The 21674-nt window shown below is 66.8% G+C and carries 22 protein-coding genes; 19 read left to right on the plus strand and 3 right to left on the minus strand.

Annotation, left to right across the window (positions count from 1 at the left end; genetic code table 11):
- The first annotated feature begins 10 nt into the window (after window positions 1-10).
- Complete coding sequence (gene thrB / locus ACWEQQ_RS42075; RefSeq protein ID WP_452344131.1) at window positions 11-967, plus strand: homoserine kinase; 957 nt, start codon at window positions 11-13, stop codon at window positions 965-967.
- A gap of 343 nt (window positions 968-1310) precedes the next feature.
- Window positions 1311-3368 (plus strand): transcription termination factor Rho, encoded by a 2058-nt coding sequence (gene rho / locus ACWEQQ_RS42080; RefSeq protein WP_452352167.1) that lies wholly within the window; start codon window positions 1311-1313, stop codon window positions 3366-3368.
- Here the strand turns inward: rho and ACWEQQ_RS42085 are convergent.
- Window positions 3266-3793, minus strand: coding sequence for a hypothetical protein (locus ACWEQQ_RS42085; RefSeq protein WP_452352168.1), 528 nt, complete (start codon window positions 3791-3793; stop codon window positions 3266-3268). The genes rho and ACWEQQ_RS42085 overlap by 103 nt on opposite strands.
- Before the next feature lie 306 nt (window positions 3794-4099).
- On the opposite strand from ACWEQQ_RS42085, the gene rpmE reads away from it, so the two are divergent.
- The 3 genes from rpmE (at window position 4100) to prmC (ending at window position 6738) form a co-directional block, all read left to right on the plus strand.
- A complete protein-coding gene (gene rpmE / locus ACWEQQ_RS42090; RefSeq protein ID WP_040856062.1) occupies window positions 4100-4321 on the plus strand; it encodes a 50S ribosomal protein L31 in 222 nt (73 codons plus the stop codon).
- 245 nt (window positions 4322-4566) lie between these two features.
- Entirely contained in the window at window positions 4567-5649 is a 1083-nt protein-coding gene (gene prfA / locus ACWEQQ_RS42095; protein WP_452344128.1) for a peptide chain release factor 1, read from the plus strand.
- A 210-nt stretch (window positions 5650-5859) separates the two neighbouring features.
- A complete protein-coding gene (gene prmC / locus ACWEQQ_RS42100; RefSeq protein ID WP_452352169.1) occupies window positions 5860-6738 on the plus strand; it encodes a peptide chain release factor N(5)-glutamine methyltransferase in 879 nt (292 codons plus the stop codon).
- 3 nt (window positions 6739-6741) lie between these two features.
- Here prmC and ACWEQQ_RS42105 read toward each other — a convergent pair whose 3' ends face one another.
- The gene (locus ACWEQQ_RS42105; RefSeq protein WP_364623206.1) at window positions 6742-7035 is read right to left on the minus strand and encodes a DUF427 domain-containing protein; all 294 of its coding nucleotides are present in this window, start codon (window positions 7033-7035) and stop codon (window positions 6742-6744) included.
- Between the two features lie 286 nt (window positions 7036-7321).
- Here ACWEQQ_RS42105 and ACWEQQ_RS42110 point away from each other — a divergent pair, with 286 nt between their 5' ends.
- From ACWEQQ_RS42110 to ACWEQQ_RS42160, 11 genes are all read left to right on the plus strand, one after another.
- Window positions 7322-7987, plus strand: coding sequence for an L-threonylcarbamoyladenylate synthase (locus ACWEQQ_RS42110; protein WP_452352170.1), 666 nt, complete (start codon window positions 7322-7324; stop codon window positions 7985-7987).
- Between the two features lie 11 nt (window positions 7988-7998).
- Complete coding sequence (locus ACWEQQ_RS42115) at window positions 7999-9195, plus strand: MraY family glycosyltransferase (protein WP_354849539.1); 1197 nt, start codon at window positions 7999-8001, stop codon at window positions 9193-9195.
- 11 nt (window positions 9196-9206) lie between these two features.
- A complete protein-coding gene (locus tag ACWEQQ_RS42120) occupies window positions 9207-9635 on the plus strand; it encodes a hypothetical protein (RefSeq protein WP_379402842.1) in 429 nt (142 codons plus the stop codon).
- Between the two features lie 415 nt (window positions 9636-10050).
- Window positions 10051-10776, plus strand: a complete 726-nt coding sequence (gene atpB / locus ACWEQQ_RS42125; RefSeq protein ID WP_452344177.1) for a F0F1 ATP synthase subunit A — start codon at window positions 10051-10053, stop codon at window positions 10774-10776.
- Between the two features lie 75 nt (window positions 10777-10851).
- A complete protein-coding gene (locus ACWEQQ_RS42130; protein WP_040856073.1) occupies window positions 10852-11097 on the plus strand; it encodes an ATP synthase F0 subunit C in 246 nt (81 codons plus the stop codon).
- 26 nt (window positions 11098-11123) lie between these two features.
- The gene (locus ACWEQQ_RS42135) at window positions 11124-11681 is read left to right on the plus strand and encodes a F0F1 ATP synthase subunit B (RefSeq protein ID WP_452344125.1); all 558 of its coding nucleotides are present in this window, start codon (window positions 11124-11126) and stop codon (window positions 11679-11681) included.
- Between the two features lie 19 nt (window positions 11682-11700).
- Window positions 11701-12510 (plus strand): F0F1 ATP synthase subunit delta, encoded by an 810-nt coding sequence (locus tag ACWEQQ_RS42140; RefSeq protein WP_452352171.1) that lies wholly within the window; start codon window positions 11701-11703, stop codon window positions 12508-12510.
- Window positions 12511-12599: 89 nt separating this feature from the next.
- A complete protein-coding gene (gene atpA / locus ACWEQQ_RS42145; RefSeq protein ID WP_379430182.1) occupies window positions 12600-14237 on the plus strand; it encodes a F0F1 ATP synthase subunit alpha in 1638 nt (545 codons plus the stop codon).
- Between the two features lie 57 nt (window positions 14238-14294).
- A complete protein-coding gene (locus tag ACWEQQ_RS42150) occupies window positions 14295-15263 on the plus strand; it encodes a F0F1 ATP synthase subunit gamma (protein WP_452344123.1) in 969 nt (322 codons plus the stop codon).
- An 18-nt stretch (window positions 15264-15281) separates the two neighbouring features.
- Window positions 15282-16712 carry a F0F1 ATP synthase subunit beta gene (atpD, locus tag ACWEQQ_RS42155; RefSeq protein ID WP_157388301.1) on the plus strand — a complete coding sequence of 477 codons (1431 nt, stop codon included), beginning with the start codon at window positions 15282-15284 and terminating at the stop codon, window positions 16710-16712.
- A gap of 6 nt (window positions 16713-16718) precedes the next feature.
- Window positions 16719-17096, plus strand: a complete 378-nt coding sequence (locus ACWEQQ_RS42160; protein WP_354849556.1) for a F0F1 ATP synthase subunit epsilon — start codon at window positions 16719-16721, stop codon at window positions 17094-17096.
- A 120-nt stretch (window positions 17097-17216) separates the two neighbouring features.
- On the opposite strand, the gene ACWEQQ_RS42165 is transcribed toward ACWEQQ_RS42160, so the two are convergent.
- Window positions 17217-18308 (minus strand): NAD(P)-dependent alcohol dehydrogenase, encoded by a 1092-nt coding sequence (locus tag ACWEQQ_RS42165; RefSeq protein ID WP_452352172.1) that lies wholly within the window; start codon window positions 18306-18308, stop codon window positions 17217-17219.
- A gap of 747 nt (window positions 18309-19055) precedes the next feature.
- Here ACWEQQ_RS42165 and ACWEQQ_RS42170 point away from each other — a divergent pair.
- Genes ACWEQQ_RS42170 through murA form a run of 3 tightly spaced genes read left to right on the plus strand, consistent with a single transcriptional unit; the run spans window position 19056 to window position 21354 of the window.
- Window positions 19056-19478: a DUF2550 domain-containing protein gene (locus ACWEQQ_RS42170; protein WP_354849582.1), complete on the plus strand. Its 423-nt coding sequence runs from the start codon at window positions 19056-19058 to the stop codon at window positions 19476-19478.
- 9 nt (window positions 19479-19487) lie between these two features.
- Complete coding sequence (locus tag ACWEQQ_RS42175; protein ID WP_452344121.1) at window positions 19488-20081, plus strand: cob(I)yrinic acid a,c-diamide adenosyltransferase; 594 nt, start codon at window positions 19488-19490, stop codon at window positions 20079-20081.
- Between the two features lie 10 nt (window positions 20082-20091).
- Window positions 20092-21354, plus strand: coding sequence for a UDP-N-acetylglucosamine 1-carboxyvinyltransferase (murA, locus tag ACWEQQ_RS42180; RefSeq protein ID WP_364623179.1), 1263 nt, complete (start codon window positions 20092-20094; stop codon window positions 21352-21354).
- Window positions 21355-21674: the final 320 nt, after the last annotated feature.

Raw genomic sequence — 21674 nt, forward strand, 5'->3', positions numbered from 1 at the left:
AGGCACCGGCGTGACGCGGACGCTGCCCGCCGGAATCTCCGTCACCGTGCGGGTTCCGGCGTCGAGCGCCAACCTGGGCCCGGGTTTCGATTCCCTCGGAATCGCTTTGGGGCTGTACGACGAGATCACGGTGTCCACCACCGACTCCGGACTGACCATCAGGGTGGAGGGCGAGGGCGCCGACGATGTGCCCTGGGGCCCTTCGCATCTGGTGGTGCGCGCCGTCGAGCGCGGCCTGCAGGCCGCGGGCGTCTGGGCCGACGGCCTGGACGTGGTGTGCCGCAACGTGATTCCGCATTCGCGGGGCATGGGCTCGTCGGCGTCGGCCGCGGTGGGCGGCCTGGCGGCCGGGCGCGGGCTGGCCGCGAAATTCGATCCGGAGCTGGCCTACGGCGATGACGTGCTGGTCCAGCTGGCCGGTGAATTCGAAGGCCACCCGGATAATTCGTCCGCCAGCGTGCTGGGCGGATTCGTGGTGTGCTGGACGGAAACCGACCGTTCGGCGGACGAAAACGGCAGTGCCGACGCGCATCACGCCCGTCTGTACCGCGCGGTGCGGCTGGAGCCGCATCCCTCGCTGCGGCCCGTGGTGCTCATTCCCGAGGAGCGTTCCGCCACCGCGCACACCCGCGGTCTGCTCCCGGAGACGGTTCCGCACGTGGACGCGGCCTTCAATGCCAGCCGGTCCGCCCTCGCGGTAGTTGCCTTGACGCAGCGGCCCGACCTGCTGCTTCCCGCCACGGCCGACCGGCTACACCAGGGCTACCGCGCCTCGGCGTTGCCGCTCACCACCAAATGGGTGGAGCGATTGCGCGCCGCGGGCATCGCGGCCACCGTGTCGGGCGCGGGCCCGACCGTGCTCGCCTTCGCGACCAGCGAATTCCCCGAAGAACTGCGCGAACTCGCAATCGCGGACGGCATGCGCGTTCTCGAGCCGGGCATCGCCGGCGGCGTCTCGGTGGATTGACAGCGCGCCTGCCTTGCCGATGCAAAAGGTGGGAGCTATCCTGAGCGAGTCCGTACATCGTGCGCGTCAGACGCCGGTGCTTCATCAGGGCAAATCGCTCCAGAGGCTCCTTGCTCAGGCTCGAGGCTTGAGGCTCGAAACTTGGGGGTAGCCAGTCAACTGGAATGATCTCTCCCACCTTGTCAGTTGGATGAGCACCAGCACTCGGTGGCGAAGCCCACGTGGTGGCAACCCCACCGGCCCGGCGGGACAGGCGATACGGCATCCGAGTCCGGCATGTGACCGGACTGCAGGAGGAACCCTCGAACAGGCACACGGCGGTCGAGGGAAGGAAAGGATTTCCGTGACAGATACGGACCTGCTCGCGACACCCGGGACGGATAGCGATTCAGCGTCCTCGGGTAGCCGCGAAAGTGACTCCGGACAGATTTCGAAGATGAGCGAACAAACTGACGTCGCACGATCGGGGCTGACTGGAATGTTGTTGCCGCAGTTGCGTGCGCTTGCGGGAGAGCTCGGTATCCGAGGCACTTCCGGGATGCGTAAGGGTGATCTCATCGCCGCTATCAAGGAGAACCAGGCCGGGGGCGCCAAGCCTGTTGCCGCCACCGGCGGCAAGCCCACGCGGAACGCGAAGGCCAAGGCCGAGGACGCGCCGAACGGCGGAGAGTCCGTGCCGGCCCCCGCGCGCGAGGTGAAGAAGGCCGCTGCTGTTGCCGACTCCGCTCCGGCCTCGGCCGAGGTGAAGGCGGAGGCGAAGGCCGGCCACGCGGACAAGGTCGAAGCGCGCAAGGCCGACACCGAGTCGCGCCAAAACGCTTCGGAGACTCGCGAATCCAAGCGCGAAGAGGGCGAGAGTGCCCGCGCCGAGGGCGGCGACGACAGCCGGGACGGTGGCCAGCGCGGCCGCGGTCGCCAGCGTCGGGGCCGCGAGCAGCGTGGCGCCGCCACCGCCGAGGCGACCGCCGAGGCTCCCGCCGCCGACAAGGGCGAGCAGGAGGGCGGCGAGCGCCGTCGCGATCGCGGCAACCAGGGCGAGCGTCGCGACCAGGGCGAGCGTCGCGACCAGGGCGAGCGCAGCCAGCAGAGCCAGAACGGCGCCGGCCGCGGCAACCAGCGCGATGATCGCGGCGGTGACGACGAGGAAGGCGGCCGCGGCCGCCGGGGCCGTCGCTTCCGTGAGCGTCGTCGCGGGCGGGACCGCGAGGGCGTCGCCGCCGGTGGCGAGGCCCGCGAGATGGAGATCCGCGAGGACGACGTCCTGCAGCCGGTCGCCGGCATCCTCGACGTGCTCGACAACTACGCGTTCGTCCGCACCTCCGGCTACCTGGCCGGCCCGAACGACGTGTACGTCTCGATGAACCTGGTCCGCAAGAACGGCCTGCGCCGCGGTGACGCCATCACCGGTGCGGTCCGCGCCCCGCGCGACGGCGATCAGAGCAACCAGCGGCAGAAGTTCGATCCGCTGGTGCGGTTGGACACGGTCAACGGCGCGGACGTCGAAAGTGCCAAGCGCCGACCGGAATTCAACAAGCTGACCCCGCTGTACCCGAACCAGCGCCTGCGGCTGGAGACCCAGCCGAACAAGCTGACCACGCGCATCATCGATCTGATCATGCCGATCGGTAAGGGTCAGCGCGCGCTGATCGTGTCCCCGCCCAAGGCGGGTAAGACCACGATCATGCAGGACATCGCGAACGCGATCTCGGTGAACAACCCCGAGTGCTACCTGATGGTGGTGCTGGTGGACGAGCGTCCCGAGGAAGTGACCGATATGCAGCGCTCGGTGCGCGGCGAGGTCATCGCCTCCACGTTCGACCGGCCGCCGAGCGACCACACCTCGGTCGCCGAGCTCGCCATCGAGCGCGCCAAGCGCCTGGTGGAGCAGGGTCAGGACGTCGTCGTGCTGCTCGACTCGATCACCCGATTGGGCCGTGCGTACAACAACTCGTCCCCGGCCTCGGGCCGAATCCTTTCCGGTGGTGTGGATTCCACCGCGCTGTACCCGCCCAAGCGGTTCCTCGGCGCGGCCCGCAATATCGAGAACGGCGGCTCGCTCACCATCATCGCCACCGCGATGGTGGAGACCGGTTCCACCGGTGACACGGTCATCTTCGAGGAGTTCAAGGGCACGGGTAACGCCGAGCTCAAGCTCGACCGCAAGATCGCCGAGCGTCGCGTGTTCCCGGCGGTCGACGTCAACCCGTCCGGCACCCGCCGCGACGATCTGCTGATGTCGCCCGACGAGGCCGCGGTCCTGCACAAGCTGCGCCGCGTGCTCTCCGGCCTGGATTCACATCAGGCCATCGACCTGCTGGTCGACCGGTTGAAGAAGACCAAGAGCAATGTCGAGTTCCTGATGACGGTCTCCAAGACCGCCCCGGGCGCACTCGACGAATGAGCCTGTAGCACAAGGCTATTGATGACGGCGGCTCCGCTTCTGCGGAGCCGCCGCCGTCGTTCCGGCAGTGCCTCCGGTTTTCCCGGGACCGGGCGCGGGCTGTAGAAGAACAGTCCGATCAGCGCGCTGCCGGCGATCATGAAGCCGAGAATGAGCGCGGTCACGGCACCGGACACGTCCGCTGCCGTGACCGCTGTGTAGGTGAGGGTGGCGTCCCCCCGCAGCGGGATGGGGGTCGGGTTCAGCGGTCCCACCGCGTGGCCGGACTCTCCGGGAGCCATCCACCAGCCCGCTACCGCCAGCAGCGTCAGTGTGACCAGGATCGCCCCCGCGACGAGCTCCGCGCGCCGCCGGTCTGCCCTCCCGGCCTCGGCGTGCACGGTGACGGGGGACGCACCCCCGATCGTCGCGTCCTTCCTGATCACTGCCGTCCTTCCGATGGTCGCGGGACTCTCACCTGGACAAACTCTATGAACATGAGTGTTCGTAGTCCTGAGTAGCGAGCTACTCGACTTCCAGCCTCACTGGAATACCCGGAATATGCGTGCCCGTAGTTTTATGGGGGAACGACCGGGAACAAACCGGTCCAACCACCTGTTCAAGGCGGTGTCACCCCTCGTGACGACCACTCGCTCGCGGCACATATACTGTTCCGTCGGCAACCATGCCTAGTCGGTTCCGGTTCACGTCTCGCATCGCCAGGCGACCCGGAGCCTTTCGAAAGGACACCCATGAAGGCAGGAATTCACCCCACGTACGTGGACACCACGGTCGTGTGTGGCTGCGGCAACACCTTCCAGACCAAGAGCACCAAGGAGTCGGGCCAGATCACGGTCGAGGTCTGCTCCCAGTGCCACCCGTTCTACACGGGCAAGCAGAAGATTCTGGACACCGGTGGCCGCGTGGCTCGCTTCGAGGCCCGCTACGGCAAGCGCGACAAGGCTGCCAAGTAGCTGTCCCGCCGACGCCCGTCCTGCGACCGCAGGCCGGGCGTCGGTGTTTAATTGCCTCCGCTTCGCTCCGGCAAGTCGCAGGGTGGTGGAGGCGGTCGCGGCCCGCGTGACCCCGATCTTCCCTCCTCCGCTCCTCCGCTTCGCTCCCCCGCTCCGTCAGTCCAGAATCGAGCCGGGCCGCGAACAGTGGGCGGTTCCTCTCTCGCTTATGTTCAGAACCAAGTTCTCGAAGGAGCTCACACGCCATGGCCGACAAGCAGGCGGCCCCGTCCGCGATCGATGACATCTTGGCCGAGTACGCGGGTCTGGAAACCCAGCTCGCGGACCCGGCGCTGCACAACGATCCAGGTGCGGCACGGCGCGTGGGCAAACGGTTCGCCGAGCTCGGGCCGATCATGGCCACCTACAACAAGTTGAAGACCGCGCGCGAGGATCTGGCCGCCGCCGAGGAGCTCGCGGCCGATGATTCGTCCTTCGCCGCCGAGGTCCCGGGCCTGCAGGAGCAGGTGGAGGAGCTGGACAAGCAGCTCACCGACCTGCTCGCGCCGCGCGACCCGCACGACTCCGACGATGTCATCCTCGAGGTGAAATCCGGTGAGGGCGGCGAGGAATCGGCGCTGTTCGCCTCCGATCTGGCCCGTATGTACCTGCGCTACGCGGAACGGCACGGCTGGAAGGTCGAGGTGCTCGGCGTCACCTACTCCGATCTGGACGGGTACAAGGACGCCAGCTTCTCCATCAAGAGCAAGGAAGCGACCCGCGACGGCGTCTGGTCCAAGCTCAAGTTCGAGGGCGGCGTGCACCGCGTGCAGCGGGTGCCGGTCACCGAATCCCAAGGGCGCATTCACACTTCGGCCGCGGGCGTACTGGTGTACCCGGAGCCCGACGAGGTCGAGGAAGTCGAGATCGACGAGAAGGACCTACGGATCGACGTCTATCGGTCCTCCGGCAAGGGCGGCCAGGGCGTCAACACCACCGACTCGGCCGTGCGCATCACCCACCTGCCCACCGGCCTGGTGGTGACCTGCCAGAACGAACGCTCGCAGCTGCAGAACAAGATTCGCGCCAAGCAGGTGCTGGCGGCGCGGCTGCAGGCCCTCGCCGAGGATCAGGCCGATGCCGACGCCGCCGCGGGCCGCGCTTCGCAGATCCGCACGGTGGACCGCTCCGAGCGCATCCGCACCTACAACTTCCCGGAGAACCGCATCGCCGATCACCGCATCGGCTTCAAGGCGCACAACCTGGACTCGGTGCTGGACGGCAACCTCGATGACCTGTTCAACGCCCTGGGCGAAGCCGACCGCGCCGCCCGCCTCGCCGCGGAATAGGCGGAATAACCGGCATACCATCACAGTCAGCGTTCGGCGGCCAGTATCGTCTCCCAACGTGACAACCGATTTCGTCGCGCCCGGGGTAACTCCTCGGGTACGTCCGGAACCGGTTCGGCACGCGACCGTCGGCACGGATGCATGGTGGTCGACGGCTCTTGGCCGTCCGCTGCAGGCTCGGAGAGGCGGAGGAGTGAAAGGCTGCGAACCGTGAGTCGTGTACCGTTGCGCCCCGCCGTCCGGGAGGCCGTCGAGATCCTGGCCGCGGCCGGGGTCCACAGCCCCCAGGCCGACGCGGAACACCTTGCGGCACATGTGCTGGGCGTCGATCGTGGGCGCCTCGCCCTCATGCCCATGCTCACCCCCGACCAGCTGGAGGAGTACCGCAAGCTGGTCGCCAGACGGGCGGAACGCGTTCCGCTGCAGCACCTTACGGGCACCGCGGCGATGGGGGAGATCGACCTCGCGGTCGGCCCCGGCGTCTTCGTCCCGCGCCCGGAGACGGAATTGCTGTTCGCCTGGGCGCTCGCTCAGCTCGAAGCCCTCGGCCACGAGCATCAGCCGATCGTGGTGGACCTGTGCACCGGTTCCGGCGCCCTGGCCCTGGCCATCGCGCACGCCCGCCCCGACGCCCAGGTGCATGCCGTCGAACTCGACACCGAGGCCCTGGCCTGGGCCCGCCGCAATGCGCGGCAACTGGCCGACGAGGGCGACACCCCGATCGACCTGCACGCCGGTGACGTCACCGACCCCGCCCTCCTCGAGCAGCTCAACGGCCGAGTGGACGTAGTCGTCTGCAACCCGCCCTACATCCCCGAGGACGCCGAACTCGATCCCGAGGTGATCGACCACGACCCGCACCGCGCCCTCTTCGGCGGCCCCGACGGCCTGTCCGTCATCCGCCCCATGACCGCCACCATCGCCCGCCTCCTGCGCGAAGACGGCACGGTGGCAGTCGAACACGACGACACCAACGGCTCCGGCGTCGCCGCCCTCTTCGCCGCCCACGGCGGCTTCACCGACATCGTCGAACACCCCGACCTCGCCGGAAAACCCCGCTTCGTCGTGGCCCGCCGCACCGCCGACTGACGGTTACTCGGGGCTGCCCTCGATCTCCACGCCGTGCCAGAACGCGACATGATCCCTGATCTTGCGCGCCAGCGGGCTCGGCTTCGGGTAGTACCAGGCCGCGTCGGGATTCTCCTTCCCGTCCACCGTTACCGAGTAATAGCTCGCAATGCCCTTCCACGGGCACACGGTGTGGTGAGAGCTCTCGCTGAAGAACTCCCGCTTCAACGACTCCACCGGAAAGTACTGATTCCCCTCGACCTCCACGGTCCGCGGAGCCTCGGCGATAACCGTCCCGTTCCAGATCGCACGCATCATGAGTCGTGCCTCCTTCGTCGCCCCCGAGCCTACGTTCGCCCGGAGCCGCAAGGGCCCTTTCCAGTGCTTGCGGCCGTCGCACTTACCCCGTCGGCGTTCGGGGCAGCCGGGGCTCCAACGCTTCGTCGAGGGTTCGGGGTCGGGGCTCCAACGGTCGGCGGGGGTTCAAGGCGCGGGCTCCGACGGGCTCGTCGGGGGTTCGGGGGCGGAGCCCCCGGGATTCCCTGGGTTTCAGGGGCTTGCCCCTGAGAGCTGTCGAGAGTTGATCCGTGCCAAGATGTCAGCCGTGAGTACCGTCTACGACTGTGCCGATCCCGACTCCCGCGCCGCCGGCCTGAGTGCCGCGCGCAGCACGCTGAAGTCCGGGCGATTGGCCGTCATTCCGACCGACACGCTCTACGGACTCGCTGCCGACGCGTTCGACAGTCAGGCGGTGAGCGCGCTGCTGGCCGCCAAGCGGCGCGGGCGGGACATGCCGGTGCCGGTGCTGGTCGGGTCGTGGAACACCATCGACGGACTGGTCTTCTCGGTGCGCCCGCAGGCCCGCGAGCTGATCCGCGCCTTCTGGCCGGGCGGGCTGAGTCTCGTTGTGCAGCAGGCTCCTTCGCTGGCCTGGGATCTGGGTGACGCGCGCGGCACGGTGATGCTGCGTATGCCGCTGCACCCGGTCGCGCTGGAGCTGCTGCGCGAGGTGGGTCCGCTGGCGGTGTCGAGCGCGAACGTTTCCGGGCAGCCGCCCGCCACCACCGTGGCGCAGGCGCAGGCGCAGCTGGGCGATCTGGTCGGGGTGTACCTCGACGGCGGACCGGCCGATCACGCGGTGGCGTCCACCATCGTCGATCTCACCGCCGACACCCCGCGCATTCTGCGCGAGGGCGCGGTGGCGGTCGAGAAGGTCGCGGAGGTGCTCGGCATGTCGCCCGAGGAGCTCCGTCAGGCGGGCGCGCGGTGACGGCCCGTTAAATGCTGCTGAGTCAGGGCGTATTCAGCCAGGGCGCGGTCGTCCCGCTGCGGGAGCTGCTGCTGGTGCTGCTCGTCGCCACGGTCATCGCCTACCTGACCACCGGTGGAATCCGGGTGCTGGCCATCGCCTTCGGCGCGGTCGCCATTCCGCGTGAGCGCGACGTGCACGTGAAGCCGATTCCGCGCATGGGCGGGCTGGGCATCTATCTGGGCCTGCTGGCAGCCGTGCTGTTCGCCCACCAGCTGCCCGCCCTGCGCCGCGGATTCGACTATCCCAAGGACATTCCGGCGGTGCTGGCCGCGGCCACGCTCATCGTGCTGGTCGGCATCATCGACGACCGCTGGGGCCTGGACTGGCTGACCAAACTGGTCGGCCAGATCACCGCGGCGGGTGTGATGGCGGTGATGGGCCTGAGCTGGGTGGCCATCTACAACCCCTTCACCAACGAGACCGTGGTGCTCGATCCGCTCCAGGGCGGTCTGGTGACGGTGGGCATCACGGTGACGGTCGTCAATGCCATGAATTTCGTGGACGGCCTGGATGGTCTGGCCGCGGGCCTCGGTTTCATCGCGGCGGTCGCGGTTTTCGTGTTCACCGTGGGTTTGCTCTATGAGGTGGGCGGTTCCACCGACACCTATCCGCCGGCGTTGCTGGCCGCGGCGCTGGCCGGTGCGTGCCTGGGATTTCTGCCGCACAATTTCTCTCCGGCCCGCATTTTCATGGGTGATACCGGATCCATGCTCATCGGATTGATGCTGGCCGCGGTGTCCACCGGCGCTTCCGGGCGAATTCCGCTGCAGGGTTACGGCCCGCGCGACATCGTGGGTCTGCTGTCGCCGTTGTTGCTGGTGGGTGCGGTAATGTTCATTCCGGTACTCGATCTTGTTTTGGCGGTGGTCCGTCGTGTTCGCGCAGGTGTGAGTTTTTCCACTCCTGACAAAATGCATCTGCATCACCGTTTGCTGCAGATCGGGCATTCGCAGCGCCGCGTGGTGCTGGTGATCTATCTGTGGGTGAGTGTGCTCGCATTCGGCGCGGTCGGGACCTCGCTGATCTCGGATCGGCGCATGGTGGTGCTGCTGTTCGCGGCCGGACTGGTTTTCGCGCTGATCGTCACCGCGGTGCCGTCCTGGCGGGAACTGAAGATCAACTCCGTCCGCAAACCGCCCCGCGATCGCGATCACGCCGCCGGGTAGAGTTGCTGAACGTGAGCACGCCTTCCGATCCCGGTCCCGACGCCCCGCTGCGCGCGGCACTGCGCTATGGCATCGCCGGTTTGGCTGTGCTGGTTGTGGTTTCGGCCATCCTCTCGACCGTCTTCGCGGGCCTGCCCGGCCTGTGGGGCGCGTTGATCGGCGCTGCCCTGGGTGGCGCCTTCATCCTCACCACCGCCGCGTCGGTGTTGTTCAGCGCCAAGATCGAATCCGGCCTGCAGGGCATCGTGCTGCTCGGCAGCTGGGTCGGAAAGCTGCTGCTGACAGTGATTGTCGTCGCAGTGCTCCAGCAGTACGACTTCTACAGCCGCGGCGCCCTGTTCTGCACCGTGGTCGCCGCGCTGCTCATCGTGCTGGGTGCGGAGACGTACGGTCTTCTGCGCCAACGGGTTCCGACCGTGCAGGTGGACCGCGACCTGTAGCCCCGGACGCCGCGGCGACCTCGCGGAACGCCGTTCATCACGCGTTTCCGCGACCCCCTACGCATTGTCGTAGATAACTTGATAAACTCTTTACCTGTAGCCAACCGAATCAACAGGGGGGGTCACCTTAGACCCGCCTGAGAGCAGGTTATGCTTACAGCCGTACCGGACCCATAGGGTCACGGTTCTGCACCGTCGACGATGTCGCCGACGCGCGTACAGACGCCAGGGCGTGATGCCACAGCTGCTGACGAACTTCGAGCCGACCTGAGTCGACCCACCAGATCGTCAATGTCCGATCGAACCGCAGGAGAAAACTATCTCCTGCGGCCGACCACGGGAGAGAACGCTGAGCGTCACCATTTTGGCGGGCGAGTTCCACGCGCCGTCACTCAACGACTTCTTCCCTCCAGCAGTGCTGTTCGAGGGGACGCCTTTCGAGCTCGACCGTCTGATGCTGATTCGCATCCTCATGTCGGTCGTTCTCCTGGCCGTGATGTTCGCCGCTTTCCGTCGGCCGCAGCTGGTTCCGCGCGGACTGCAGAATGTCGCCGAATCCGGTCTGGTGTTCGTCAAGGAGCAGATCTGCGACGAGGTGCTCGGCAAGGAATCCGGCAAGAAGTTCTTCCCGCTGATCGCGTCGATCTTCTTCACCGTGCTGTTCCTGAACATCTCGGGCGTCATTCCGGGTCTGAACATCTCGTCGAACGCGCGAATCGGCATGCCCCTGGTGCTGGCGGTAGTCGCCTACATCACCTTCAACTACGTGGGCATCAAGAAGTACGGCTTCCTGAAATACATGCGCTCGTCCATCGTGGTGCCGAATGTGCCGCCCGCGCTGCACGTGCTGCTGATCCCGATCGAGTTCATCTCGACCTTCGTGCTGCGCCCGTTCACGCTGACAGTCCGTCTCATGGCGAACATGCTGGCAGGCCACATCATGTTGGTGCTGTTCTTCAGTGCCACCCAGTTCTTCCTGTTCGATGCCGTCTCCTGGATGAAGGTGTTCTCGCCGTTCTCGCTGCTCGCGGGCTTCGGCTTCACCCTCTTCGAGCTGCTGGTGGTTTTCCTGCAGGCGTACGTGTTCGCGCTGCTGACCGCTGTCTACATCGGTCTGGCGCAGCACGCCGACTCTCACTGACCGACCGCACCAACATCACAAACCTGCCTTCCACGCCGCCCGGCGGGTGGGCGACAGAAAGGGAATGAAACACACATGAGCACCCTCTCGTACCTGGCTGCTGAAGTTGCCGAGTCCAAGTCCAAGGGCTTCGGCGCCATCGGTTACGGCCTCGCTGCGATCGGTCCCGGCATCGGTGTTGGCATCGTCGTCGGTAAGGCCATCGAGGGCATCGCCCGCCAGCCCGAGCTGCAGGGCACCATCCGGACCAACATGTTCCTGGGTATCGCGTTCACCGAGGCCCTGGCGCTGATCGGTCTCGTCGCCGGCTTCATTTTCTGATTCCGGCCAAAGACTAGGAATCAACGATGAACAGCACCTATCTGCTCGCGGCTGAGGGGTCTTCCGACGTGAACCCCCTCATCCCGGAGCCGTATGACATTTTCTGGTCTGCGGTCGTCTTCATCGTTATCGCCTTTGTCTTCGCCAAGTACGTCGTCCCGCGCCTGACCAAGGTGCTCGACGAGCGTTCCGAGAAGATCGAGGGCGGTATCGCCAAGGCCGAGGCCGTCCAGGCCGAGGCGCAAGCCACCCTGCAGCAGTACCAGGAGCAGCTGGCCGAGGCTCGCCTCGAGGCTGCCCGTATCCGTGAGGAAGCCCGCACCCAGGGTGCGGCCATCCTGTCGCAGATGCGTACCGATGCGCAGGCCGAGGCCGACCGCATCGTGGCCGCCGGTCACTCGCAGCTGGAGGCACAGCGCCAGCAGATCGTGACCGAGCTGCGGTCCGAGCTGGGCCGTACCGCGGTCGACCTGGCCGAGAAGATCATCGGTCAGTCGGTGGCCGATGAGGCCAAGCAGGCGGCGTCGATCGACCGGTTCCTGGCGGAACTGGACGCGAACGCCGGCATCGGGGTCGGAAGGTAACGACGCGAAAGTGGGAAGCATGTACGCAGCGAGCCGCGAGGCGAGTTCCCGTGCGCGGGAAGCTCTTCGGGCCGCTCTGACCGGTAGCGACACCGTCGCGGCTACTACGGGGTCGGAACTGTTCGCCGTTGTCGCCGTCCTCGACGACCAGCGTTCGCTGCGTGTGGCGCTCGCGGATAAGTCGGTGTCGAGTTCGGCGCGCGCCGAGCTGGCCGAACGCGTCTTCGGCGGCAAGATCAGCGGCACCACCCTGGCCGTGCTGACCACGGCGGTGGCCCAGGACTGGTCACGGGCCCGCGATCTGGTCAACACGCTGGTCCTGCTCGGCCGCGAAGCGCTGCTGCGCGCCGCGGAGGAGCGTGGCCGCCTGGACGCCGTCGAGGACGAGCTGTTCCGGCTGGCCCGGATCATCGACGACAACCCGGACCTGGAGCAGGCGTTGCAGGACCACGGCAAGCCGGCGGAAGCCAAGCTCGCCCTGGTGCAGCGCCTGCTCGCGGGCAAGGTCGAGGCCATCACCCTGCAGCTGGCCGAGCAGGCCGTGCTGCGCCACCAGGGCGATGCCGGCGCGGCCATCGACGAGCTGTCCGACCTGGCGGCTTCGCTCCGGGAGCAGATCGTGGCGCACGTCCGTGCCGCGGTGGCCCTGACGCCGCAGCAGCGCGAGCACCTGGCGGCTTCGCTGCAGCGCATCTACGACAAGCCCGTCACGGTGCACGTGCAGGAGGACCCGAGCCTGCTGGCCGGCGTCGTCGTGCGCGTCGGCGACGACCTGATCGACGGCAGCGCCGTCGGCCGCCTCCAGCGCTTGCGTCAGTCTCTCGCCTGAGACACGAACGCCAACTGCGCAGCACTGCCGGCTTGCCGGCGAGGCACCAACACACCGACATTCGAGACCACAGCGAGAGCAGGAAGAACATGGCGGAGCTGACGATCTCCCCCGATGAGATCCGTAGCGCGATCGAGAGCTACACCCAGAGCTACACCCCCGAGACCTCCATCGAAGAGGTCGGTGTCGTCACCGACACCGGCGACGGTATCGCCCACATCAGCGGCCTGCCGTCCGCGATGGCCAACGAGCTGCTGGAGTTCCCGGGCGGCGTCCTCGGCGTGGCGCTGAACCTGGAGGACACCGAGATCGGTGCCGTCATCCTGGGTGAGTTCGACACCATCGAAGAGGGCCAGCAGGTCCGCCGCACCGGCGATGTGCTCTCGGTTCCCGTGGGCGACAAGTTCCTCGGCCGCGTCATCGACCCGCTGGGCGCGCCGATCGACGGCCTGGGCGAGATCGAGGCCGACGAGCGTCGCGTGCTCGAGCTGCAGGCCGCGACCGTGCTGGAGCGTCAGCCGGTCGGTGAGCCCATGGCCACCGGCATCACCGCCATCGACGCCCTGACCGCCATCGGCCGCGGCCAGCGTCAGCTCGTCATCGGCGACCGTAAGACCGGTAAGACCGCGGTCTGCATCGACGCCATCATCAACCAGAAGGCCAACTGGGCCACCGGCGATCCGTCGAAGCAGGTGCGCTGCATCTACGTCGCGATCGGCCAGAAGGGCTCCACCATCGCGGGTGTGAAGTCCGCGCTCGAGGCGCACGGCGCGATGGAGTACACCACCATCGTCGCGGCGCCCGCGTCGGACTCCGCCGGCTTCAAGTGGCTGGCCCCCTACACCGGTTCGGCCCTCGGCCAGCACTGGATGTACCAGGGCAAGCACGTCCTGATCGTGTTCGACGACCTGTCCAAGCAGGCCGAGGCCTACCGCGCCATCTCGCTGCTGCTGCGTCGCCCGCCGGGCCGCGAGGCGTACCCGGGTGACGTCTTCTACCTGCACTCGCGTCTGCTGGAGCGTTGCGCGAAGCTGTCCGACGAGCTGGGCGCGGGCTCGATGACCGGTCTGCCGATCATCGAGACCAAGGCCAACGACGTCTCGGCGTTCATCCCGACCAACGTCATCTCCATCACCGACGGCCAGGTGTTCCTGGAGTCGGACCTCTTCAACAAGGGTGTCCGCCCGGCCATCAACGTCGGTATCTCGGTGTCCCGAGTCGGTGGTGCCGCGCAGACCAAGGCCATGAAGAAGGTCTCCGGTTCGCTGCGTCTGGAGCTGGCCTCCTACCGTGAGCTCGAGGCGTTCTCCGCCTTCGCCTCCGACCTGGATGCCGCCTCGCTGGCCCAGCTGGAGCGTGGCGCGCGCTGGGTCGAGCTGCTCAAGCAGGACCAGTACGCCCCGGTTTCGGTTGAGGACCAGGTCGTTTCGCTGTTCCTGGTGGACGGCGGCTACTACGACTCCGTCCCGGTCGGCGACATCCGCCGCTTCAACGCCGAGCTGCTGGAGAGCCTGCACGCCACCGTGCAGTCCTCCTTCGACGCCCTGCAGGGCGGCGCCAAGGTGCTCGAGGGCGAGGCCGCCGACGCCATCAAGGCCGCGACCGACAAGTTCAAGCAGGGCTTCCTGGCGTCCGACGGCACCCGCGTCGTCGAGGCCGAGGCCGGCCAGCTGGACCACGAAGAGGTCGAGTCTCTTTCCGTCACCCGCAAGCACGTCGAGAAGTAATCGAGACGAGCACATGCGAATGACCGAATCGACGAATGAAGGGAGTGTGAACCGCTAATGCCAAGCGTGCGTGAACTTCGCTCCCGTATTCGTTCCGTGAGCTCGATCAAGAAGATCACCAAGGCGCAGGAACTGATCGCGACCTCGCGAATCAGCAAGGCGCAGGCCCGCGTTGCCGCCGCCAAGCCCTACGCGGAGGAGATCACCAAGGTGCTCGCCGAATTGGCGAGCGCCAGTGGGAATCTCAACCACCCGCTGCTCACCGAGCGTGAGAACCCGCGCCGCGCAGCGGTTCTGGTCATCACCTCCGACCGCGGTATGTGCGGTGGTTACAACTCCAACGTGCTCAAGCGCGCCGAGGAGCTCATGACCACGCTGCGCACCGAGGGCAAGGAGCCGGTGCTGTACGTGATGGGCGCGAAGGGCCTGACGTACTACACCTTCCGCCGTCGCACCGTGAACGGTTCCTGGCTGGGCTTCTCCCAGCAGCCGAACTACGTGGACGCGTCCGCCGCGTGCAACCACCTGGTCGAGGCGTTCATGGCCGGATCCGACGGTGAGGTGGCGTCCCCGAACGGAGCCGGCACCATGGCCGGCGTCGACGAACTGCACATCGTCTACACGCGTTTCGTGTCGATGCTGTCGCAGCAGCCGGAGGTGCGTCGCCTGGCGCCGATCCAGGTGACGTTCGTGGACGAGAACTTCGAGATCGGTCCGGACAGCTTCACCGACGGAGTCTCGGAGCCGGTCGCCCAGTACGAGTTCGAGCCGGACGCGGATCGCCTGCTGGGCGCGCTGCTGCCGAAGTACGTCAACACTCGGATCTACTCGTCGCTGCTCGAGGCGGCGGCATCGGAGTCGGCTGCGCGCCGCACCGCCATGAAGGCCGCGACGGACAACGCCACGGAACTGGTCAACTCGCTGACCCGGACCGCGAACTCGTTGCGCCAGGCACAGATTACGCAGGAAATCACGGAAATCGTCGGTGGCGCCAACGCGCTGGCGTCGAGCTCGGACCGCGACTAAGGCCCAGGAAGAGAACCAATGACCGCAGCTACTGAAACCCGGGTCGGCACAGGCCGTGTCGCCCGCGTCATCGGACCCGTCGTGGACGTCGAGTTCCCGCGCGGTTCCATTCCCGACCTGTACAACGCCCTGAACGTGGACATCGCGCTCGCGTCCGTGGCCAAGACCCTGACCCTCGAGGTCGCGCAGCACCTGGGCGACAACATCGTTCGCACCATCTCGATGCAGCCGACCGACGGTCTGATCCGTGGCGCCGAGGTGCGCGACACCGGCAAGCCGATCTCGGTGCCCGTCGGTGACGTCGTCAAGGGCCACGTGTTCAACGCGCTCGGCGACTGCCTCGACACCCCCGGCCTGGGCCGCGACGGCGAGCAGTGGGGCATCCACCGCCAGCCGCCCGCCTTCGACCAGCTCGAGGGCAAGACCGAGATCCTGGAGACGGGCATCAAGGTCATCGACCTGCTCACCCCGTACGTGAAGGGTGGCAAGATCGGTCTGTTCGGTGGTGCCGGTGTCGGCAAGACCGTGCTGATCCAGGAGATGATCACCCGTATCGCGCGTGAGTTCTCCGGTACGTCCGTGTTCGCGGGCGTCGGTGAGCGCACCCGTGAGGGCACCGACCTGCACCTGGAAATGGAAGAGATGGGCGTCCTCCAGGACACCGCCCTCGTCTTCGGCCAGATGGACGAGCCGCCGGGGACGCGTATGCGCGTCGCCCTCTCGGCCCTGACCATGGCCGAGTACTTCCGCGACGTGCAGAACCAGGACGTTCTGCTGTTCATCGACAACATCTTCCGCTTCACCCAGGCCGGTTCCGAGGTCTCGACCCTGCTGGGTCGTATGCCTTCGGCCGTCGGTTACCAGCCGACCCTGGCGGACGAGATGGGTCAGCTGCAGGAGCGCATCACCTCGACCCGTGGCCGCTCGATCACCTCGATGCAGGCGATCTACGTGCCCGCGGACGACTACACCGACCCCGCGCCGGCCACCACCTTCGCGCACCTGGACGCCACCACCGAGCTGTCGCGTCCGATTTCGCAGAAGGGCATCTACCCGGCCGTCGACCCGCTGTCGTCGACCTCGCGAATCCTCGAGGCATCGATCGTCGGCGAGCGTCACTTCCGGGTGGCCAACGAGGTCAAGCGAATCCTGCAGAAGTACAAGGAACTCCAGGACATCATCGCGATTCTGGGTATGGACGAGCTCTCCGAAGAGGACAAGGTCCTCGTCGGTCGCGCCCGTCGCCTGGAGAAGTTCCTGGGCCAGAACTTCATCGTGGCCGAGAAGTTCACCGGCCAGGAGGGTTCCGTCGTGCCGCTGGAGCAGACCATCGACGACTTCGATCGGGTCTGCAAGGGCGAGTTCGACCACCTGCCGGAGCAGGCGTTCAACTCCTGCGGTGGCCTGGACGACGTCGAGGCTGCTGCGAAGAAGATCGCCGGGAAGTAGTCCACCATGGCGGATATGTCAGTTGATCTGGTCGCCGTCGAGCGGCTGCTGTGGTCGGGCCGGGCGAAGTTCGTCTCGGCTCAGACCACGGAGGGTGAGATCGGCATCCTGGCCGGCCACGAACCGCTGCTCGGGCAGCTGGTCGAGGCCGGCACCGTGACCATCGTGTCCGACGACGACGAGCGTGTGGTCGTGGCCGTGCACGGCGGGTTCTTCTCGGTCACCGCCACTTCGGTGCGCGTGCTGGCCGAATCCGCCGATTTCGCCTTCGATATCGACGAGGCGGCCGCCAAGGCCGTTGTCGCCGACCCGGATGCGAGCCCGGCCGCGCTGGCCAAGGCACAGGGCCAGCTGCGGGCGGTCGAGAAGGCGGCGTCTGCCTAGCCTTCCGGCCCGGAAACCGAATGCGGCGGTCCCAGGGAAGATCCCTGGGGCCGCCGCTTTTTCGCGTTCACACCGACCCGCACTCGCGCCCGGCACCAGCGGGGCGCGAGGATGTCGTTCTCACCGGAAGGTGAGAATGGGCTTGATCGTGGTGCCGTGGTGGGCGTCCGCGACCGCGGTGTCGATATCGGTGAAGGCGTAGGTCTTGCTGATCTTCTCGATCGGGAACTTGCCTTCGGCATGCCACCGCAGCAGTTGCGGAATGAATTGCTGCGGATCGCCACTGCCCTCGATGCAGCCCCGGACGGCCTTGCCGTTGCCGGTGAGGTGGCCGATTTCGAGGTCCATGCTGGCCTCGCCCAGCCCGACGAGCACGAGAGTGCCCATGGGGGCCAACGCCTCGAGGCCCTTGGCGATGACGGCATTGAGGGCGGTCGTGTCGAGCGCGAAGTTCGCGCCGCCGTTGGTCGCCGCGACGATCTGCGCCACCACGTCCTCGGCCGCGCCGTCGATGGTGACGTCCGCGCCGAGTTCCTTGGCCACAGCCAGCCGATCGGCGGAAAGGTCAATGGCGACAATGGTTCCCGCGCCGATGGCACGGGCCGCCATGAGGGCCGCCATCCCCACGCCGCCGACGCCGAAGATGGCCAGCGAGTCGTTCGGCCCCGGCTTCATGACATTGGCGACCGCGCCCGCACCGGTCTGCACACCGCACCCGAACGGGGAGGCGGCCACCAGGTCCACGTCCTTGTCGACCACCACGACACTGCGCGCCGGCACCAGTGCGTGGGTGGCGAAACTCGATTGCCCGAAGAACGCGCCCATCACGCGTTCGCCATTACTGCTCAGCGGCGATGTGAAATCCGCGCGTCCGCCCGAGGTGTTCAGAATGACGAAATTCTCGCAATAGGGCGGAAGCCCGTTGGCGCATCGCGAACAGGTTCCACAACTGGCATAGGTGAGCAGCACGTGGTCACCGACTTCGATTCCGGTTACCTCCGAGCCAATCTGCTCGACGATCCCGGCGCCCTCGTGGCCGAGCACGATCGGCAAATCGGCGGGAAACACGCCCTTGGTGACCAGGTCGGTGTGGCAGACCCCGGACGCGACGATGCGCACCAGCACCTCGCCCTGTCGCGGTTCCTCCAGGGTGAGGGTCTCCATCGAGAACGGCACGTCCGCTCCCCGGGCCACCGCAGCGGTAATTTCCACGGAATCTCCTTCCAAGACATCCCAATTGTCCGGAGCATAAGAACGTGTTCCAGTTTACGGCCATTGCTGATCCCGCTCAGCGGGTCGCGCGTTCGGCTCTTGCCGCCGGGAGCTGGTAAGCGGCCGAGGTTTTCGGATACGTTGTGCCGCAATTGAGACCTTGGTTACCCAACGTGGCTCAAGGCTTTCGCCGGTCTCCGGATGTGATCTGAAGCGTTGGGCAAAGTACCGGCTATTCGAATGTTTTCGGCCCTCGCGCCACGATGCACACCGGCTCCGTGGTCGGCTGCCAGGTGGATATCGGCGGAATGAACGGCGGCGGGGGAGGCGACCGACATGACTCAGAACAACCCGCTCGGCGCCATTGCCACAATCTGCTCGGCAACATTGTCCCGACCTCGGGGCTGCAACAAGGTTCCCGGCCCGCACGTCGGCGTCAGCTGGCCGGACGACACCTTCGCGGTGAACGCGGGCGCGGCGGTTACGCCCAGGCGCGCTCGTTCGTGGCGGCCGAGGTCGACAGCTCGACCTACATCGGCAAACCGGTGCTTTTACGGTGAGCTGTCCGCTCTGGGCGGATATATCTTCTGCACCCTGCTGATCAGCGCATATGTCACATTCGGTGGATGGCCGGACTTCGTCTTTCCGCGGTCGCTACTATCGACCGAAAGCGGGGCCCGGCCGTCGGCCGGTCAGTGATCGACAGCAACGCGGATGTGAAGGGACGGAGCGGCATTGCAAACCGGGATGTGGCTTCTGATCATTCTGGTGTTGCTGCTTGTCGGCCTGGCCCTGGCCTCGACATATCGCCTGGTGATGCTGCGCCGCGGCGGAACCGCCGCCCTGCTGCGCGTGCTGCCCGCCCGCGGCCACGGCGGGGGCTGGCGGCACGGCCTGATCCGTTACGACGAGGACACGCTCCTCTTCTACAAACTCTCCAGCCTCAAGCTCGGCCCGGACTCCACCATGCGCCGGCTCGCCATCGAGGTGGGCCCGCGGCGGTCCCCGCAGGACGACGAGTACGACATCATGACCGATGAGGTCATCGTCCAGGTCTCCGACGGTGACGGCAGCTACGAGCTGGCACTCGACCGCGGCGCGATGGCCGCCTTCCTCTCCTGGGTGGAATCCAGGCCCTCCGAGCGAATTCGCCGCCGCCGCGCCGGATAGTGTGACCCTGTGAGCGTTCACTTGACGCGGATCTACACGCGGACCGGCGACGACGGCACCACGGGGCTGAGCGATTTCTCGCGGGTGGACAAGACCGACCCGCGGCTGATCGCCTACGCCGACTGTGACGAAACCAATGCCGCACTGGGTGTCGCCATCGCGCTCGGGCAGCCGGACGAGCGGATGCTCGGTGTGCTGCGCTCCATCCAGAACGATTTGTTCGACGCCGGCGCGGACCTGTCCACGCCCGTCGTCGCGGAGCCCAAGTACCCGCCGCTGCGCATCACCCAGGTCTACATCGACCGCCTCGAGAAGTGGTGCGACGAGTTCAATGAGCCTCTGGCGCCGTTGAATTCGTTCATCCTGCCCGGTGGTACACCGCTGGCGGCACTGCTGCACACCGCCCGCACCGTGGCGCGACGCGCCGAGCGTTCGGCGTGGGCCGCGGTCGCGGCGCACCCGGACGACACGAACGCGCTGCCCGCCAAATACCTCAACCGCTTGTCCGACCTGCTGTTCATCCTCGGCCGGGTCGCCAATCCGGACGGCGACATACTTTGGCGGCCGGGCGGAGACGCCGCGAGCGCGAGAGAGGACCACTAGGCTGACCCCCGTGAGTGAACGGTTTCTGGTGACCGGGGGCAGCAGGCTCGTCGGTGAGGTCGCGGTAGGCGGCGCGAAGAACAGCGTCCTCAAGCTGATGGCCGCCGCGTTGCTGGCCGAGGGGACGACCACCATCACGAACTGCCCGGACATCCTCGACGTGCCGCTCATGGCCGAGGTGCTGCGCGGTCTCGGATGTGACGTCACCGTCGACCACGAAACCGTGACCATCGCGACGCCGCCGGAACCGAAATACCACGCGGACTTCCCGGCCGTCACCCAGTTCCGTGCCTCGGTGTGTGTGCTGGGTCCGCTGATGGCGCGCTGCAAGCGGGCCGTGGTGGCGCTCCCGGGCGGTGATGCCATCGGTTCGCGCCCGCTGGATATGCATCAGGCCGGTCTGCGACTGCTGGGCGCGACCTCCGAGATCGAGCACGGCTGCCTGGTGGCGCGCGCGGAGGAGCTGCAGGGCGCCCGGATTCGCCTGGACTTCCCGTCGGTCGGCGCGACCGAGAACATCCTGATGGCCGCGGTGCTGGCCGAGGGGGAGACGGTCATCGACAATGCCGCGCGGGAACCGGAGATCGTGGATCTCTGCAACATGCTGGCGCGGATGGGCGCGAAGATCTCCGGCGCGGGCACCTCGGTGCTGACCATCGAGGGCGTGGACAAGCTCTCGCCGACCACCCACCGGGTGATCGGCGATCGCATCGTCGCCGCGACCTGGGGTATCGCCGCCGCCATGACCACCGGCGACGTGCGGGTGACCGGCATCAACCCCAAGCACCTGTCCCTGGTGCTGGACAAGCTGCGCTCCGCGGGCGCGCGAATCTCGTTCGAACCGGATGGTTTTCGCGTGGTGCAGGCGGATCGCCCTCGCGCCGTGAACTTCTCGACCCTGCCGTTCCCCGGGTTCCCGACCGATCTGCAGCCGATGGCCATCGGCCTGGCCGCGATCGCCGACGGCACTTCGATGATCACCGAGAACATTTTCGAAGCGCGCTTCCGCTTCGTCGAAGAGATGATCCGCCTGGGCGCGGATGCCCGCACCGACGGGCATCACGCTGTGGTGCGGGGGATTCCGCGACTGTCCTCGGCGCCGGTGTGGTCGTCGGACATTCGCGCCGGCGCGGGTCTGGTGCTCGCGGGTCTGGTCGCCGACGGTGTCACCGAGGTCCACGATGTCTTCCACATCGACCGTGGCTACCCGGATTTCGTGGAGAACCTGCGCTCGCTCGGAGCGCGGATCGAACGCGTCGGAACCGCGGACTGAACAGCCGGTGTCGGGACGGGTTCGCGAAAACCCGTCCTGAACAGGCGATTTGACATGCGAACAACCAACACGTAACTTATTCCAGGTCAGAGCGACACGGACACCGACTCCGGTGAGACGAGCTTCGCCTGATGATCACACTAGCTCCCAGCCAACCAGCGGATTTGGTTCTGCTGTGCGGACGGGGCTAAGCTGTAAAAGTTGCCTCACGATCGAGCGGGACTAAGAGCCCGGGAGATCGTGTGTGCGTGTGTTCTTTGAGAACTCAATAGTGTGTCGATGAATGTCAGTGCCAAATTTTGAAATTTGGTTCCGATTCT

It is taken from the genome of Nocardia sp. NPDC004123, from assembly GCF_053603795.1.

What these genes read in the sequence shown, in the direction of transcription:
- ACWEQQ_RS42135 (WP_452344125.1), top strand. Translation starts at nt 11,124, where the DNA reads ATGAACAGCACCTATCTGCTCGCGGCTGAGGGGTCTTCCGACGTGAAC.
- atpA (WP_379430182.1), top strand. Translation starts at nt 12,600, where the DNA reads ATGGCGGAGCTGACGATCTCCCCCGATGAGATCCGTAGCGCGATCGAG.
- ACWEQQ_RS42140 (WP_452352171.1), top strand. Translation starts at nt 11,701, where the DNA reads ATGTACGCAGCGAGCCGCGAGGCGAGTTCCCGTGCGCGGGAAGCTCTT.
- ACWEQQ_RS42160 (WP_354849556.1), top strand. Translation starts at nt 16,719, where the DNA reads ATGGCGGATATGTCAGTTGATCTGGTCGCCGTCGAGCGGCTGCTGTGG.
- ACWEQQ_RS42115 (WP_354849539.1), top strand. Translation starts at nt 7,999, where the DNA reads ATGCTGCTGAGTCAGGGCGTATTCAGCCAGGGCGCGGTCGTCCCGCTG.
- atpD (WP_157388301.1), top strand. Translation starts at nt 15,282, where the DNA reads ATGACCGCAGCTACTGAAACCCGGGTCGGCACAGGCCGTGTCGCCCGC.
- prfA (WP_452344128.1), top strand. Translation starts at nt 4,567, where the DNA reads ATGGCCGACAAGCAGGCGGCCCCGTCCGCGATCGATGACATCTTGGCC.
- ACWEQQ_RS42170 (WP_354849582.1), top strand. Translation starts at nt 19,056, where the DNA reads ATGTGGCTTCTGATCATTCTGGTGTTGCTGCTTGTCGGCCTGGCCCTG.
- ACWEQQ_RS42150 (WP_452344123.1), top strand. Translation starts at nt 14,295, where the DNA reads ATGCCAAGCGTGCGTGAACTTCGCTCCCGTATTCGTTCCGTGAGCTCG.
- ACWEQQ_RS42130 (WP_040856073.1), top strand. Translation starts at nt 10,852, where the DNA reads ATGAGCACCCTCTCGTACCTGGCTGCTGAAGTTGCCGAGTCCAAGTCC.
- ACWEQQ_RS42105 (WP_364623206.1), bottom strand. Translation starts at nt 7,035, where the DNA reads ATGATGCGTGCGATCTGGAACGGGACGGTTATCGCCGAGGCTCCGCGG.
- rpmE (WP_040856062.1), top strand. Translation starts at nt 4,100, where the DNA reads ATGAAGGCAGGAATTCACCCCACGTACGTGGACACCACGGTCGTGTGT.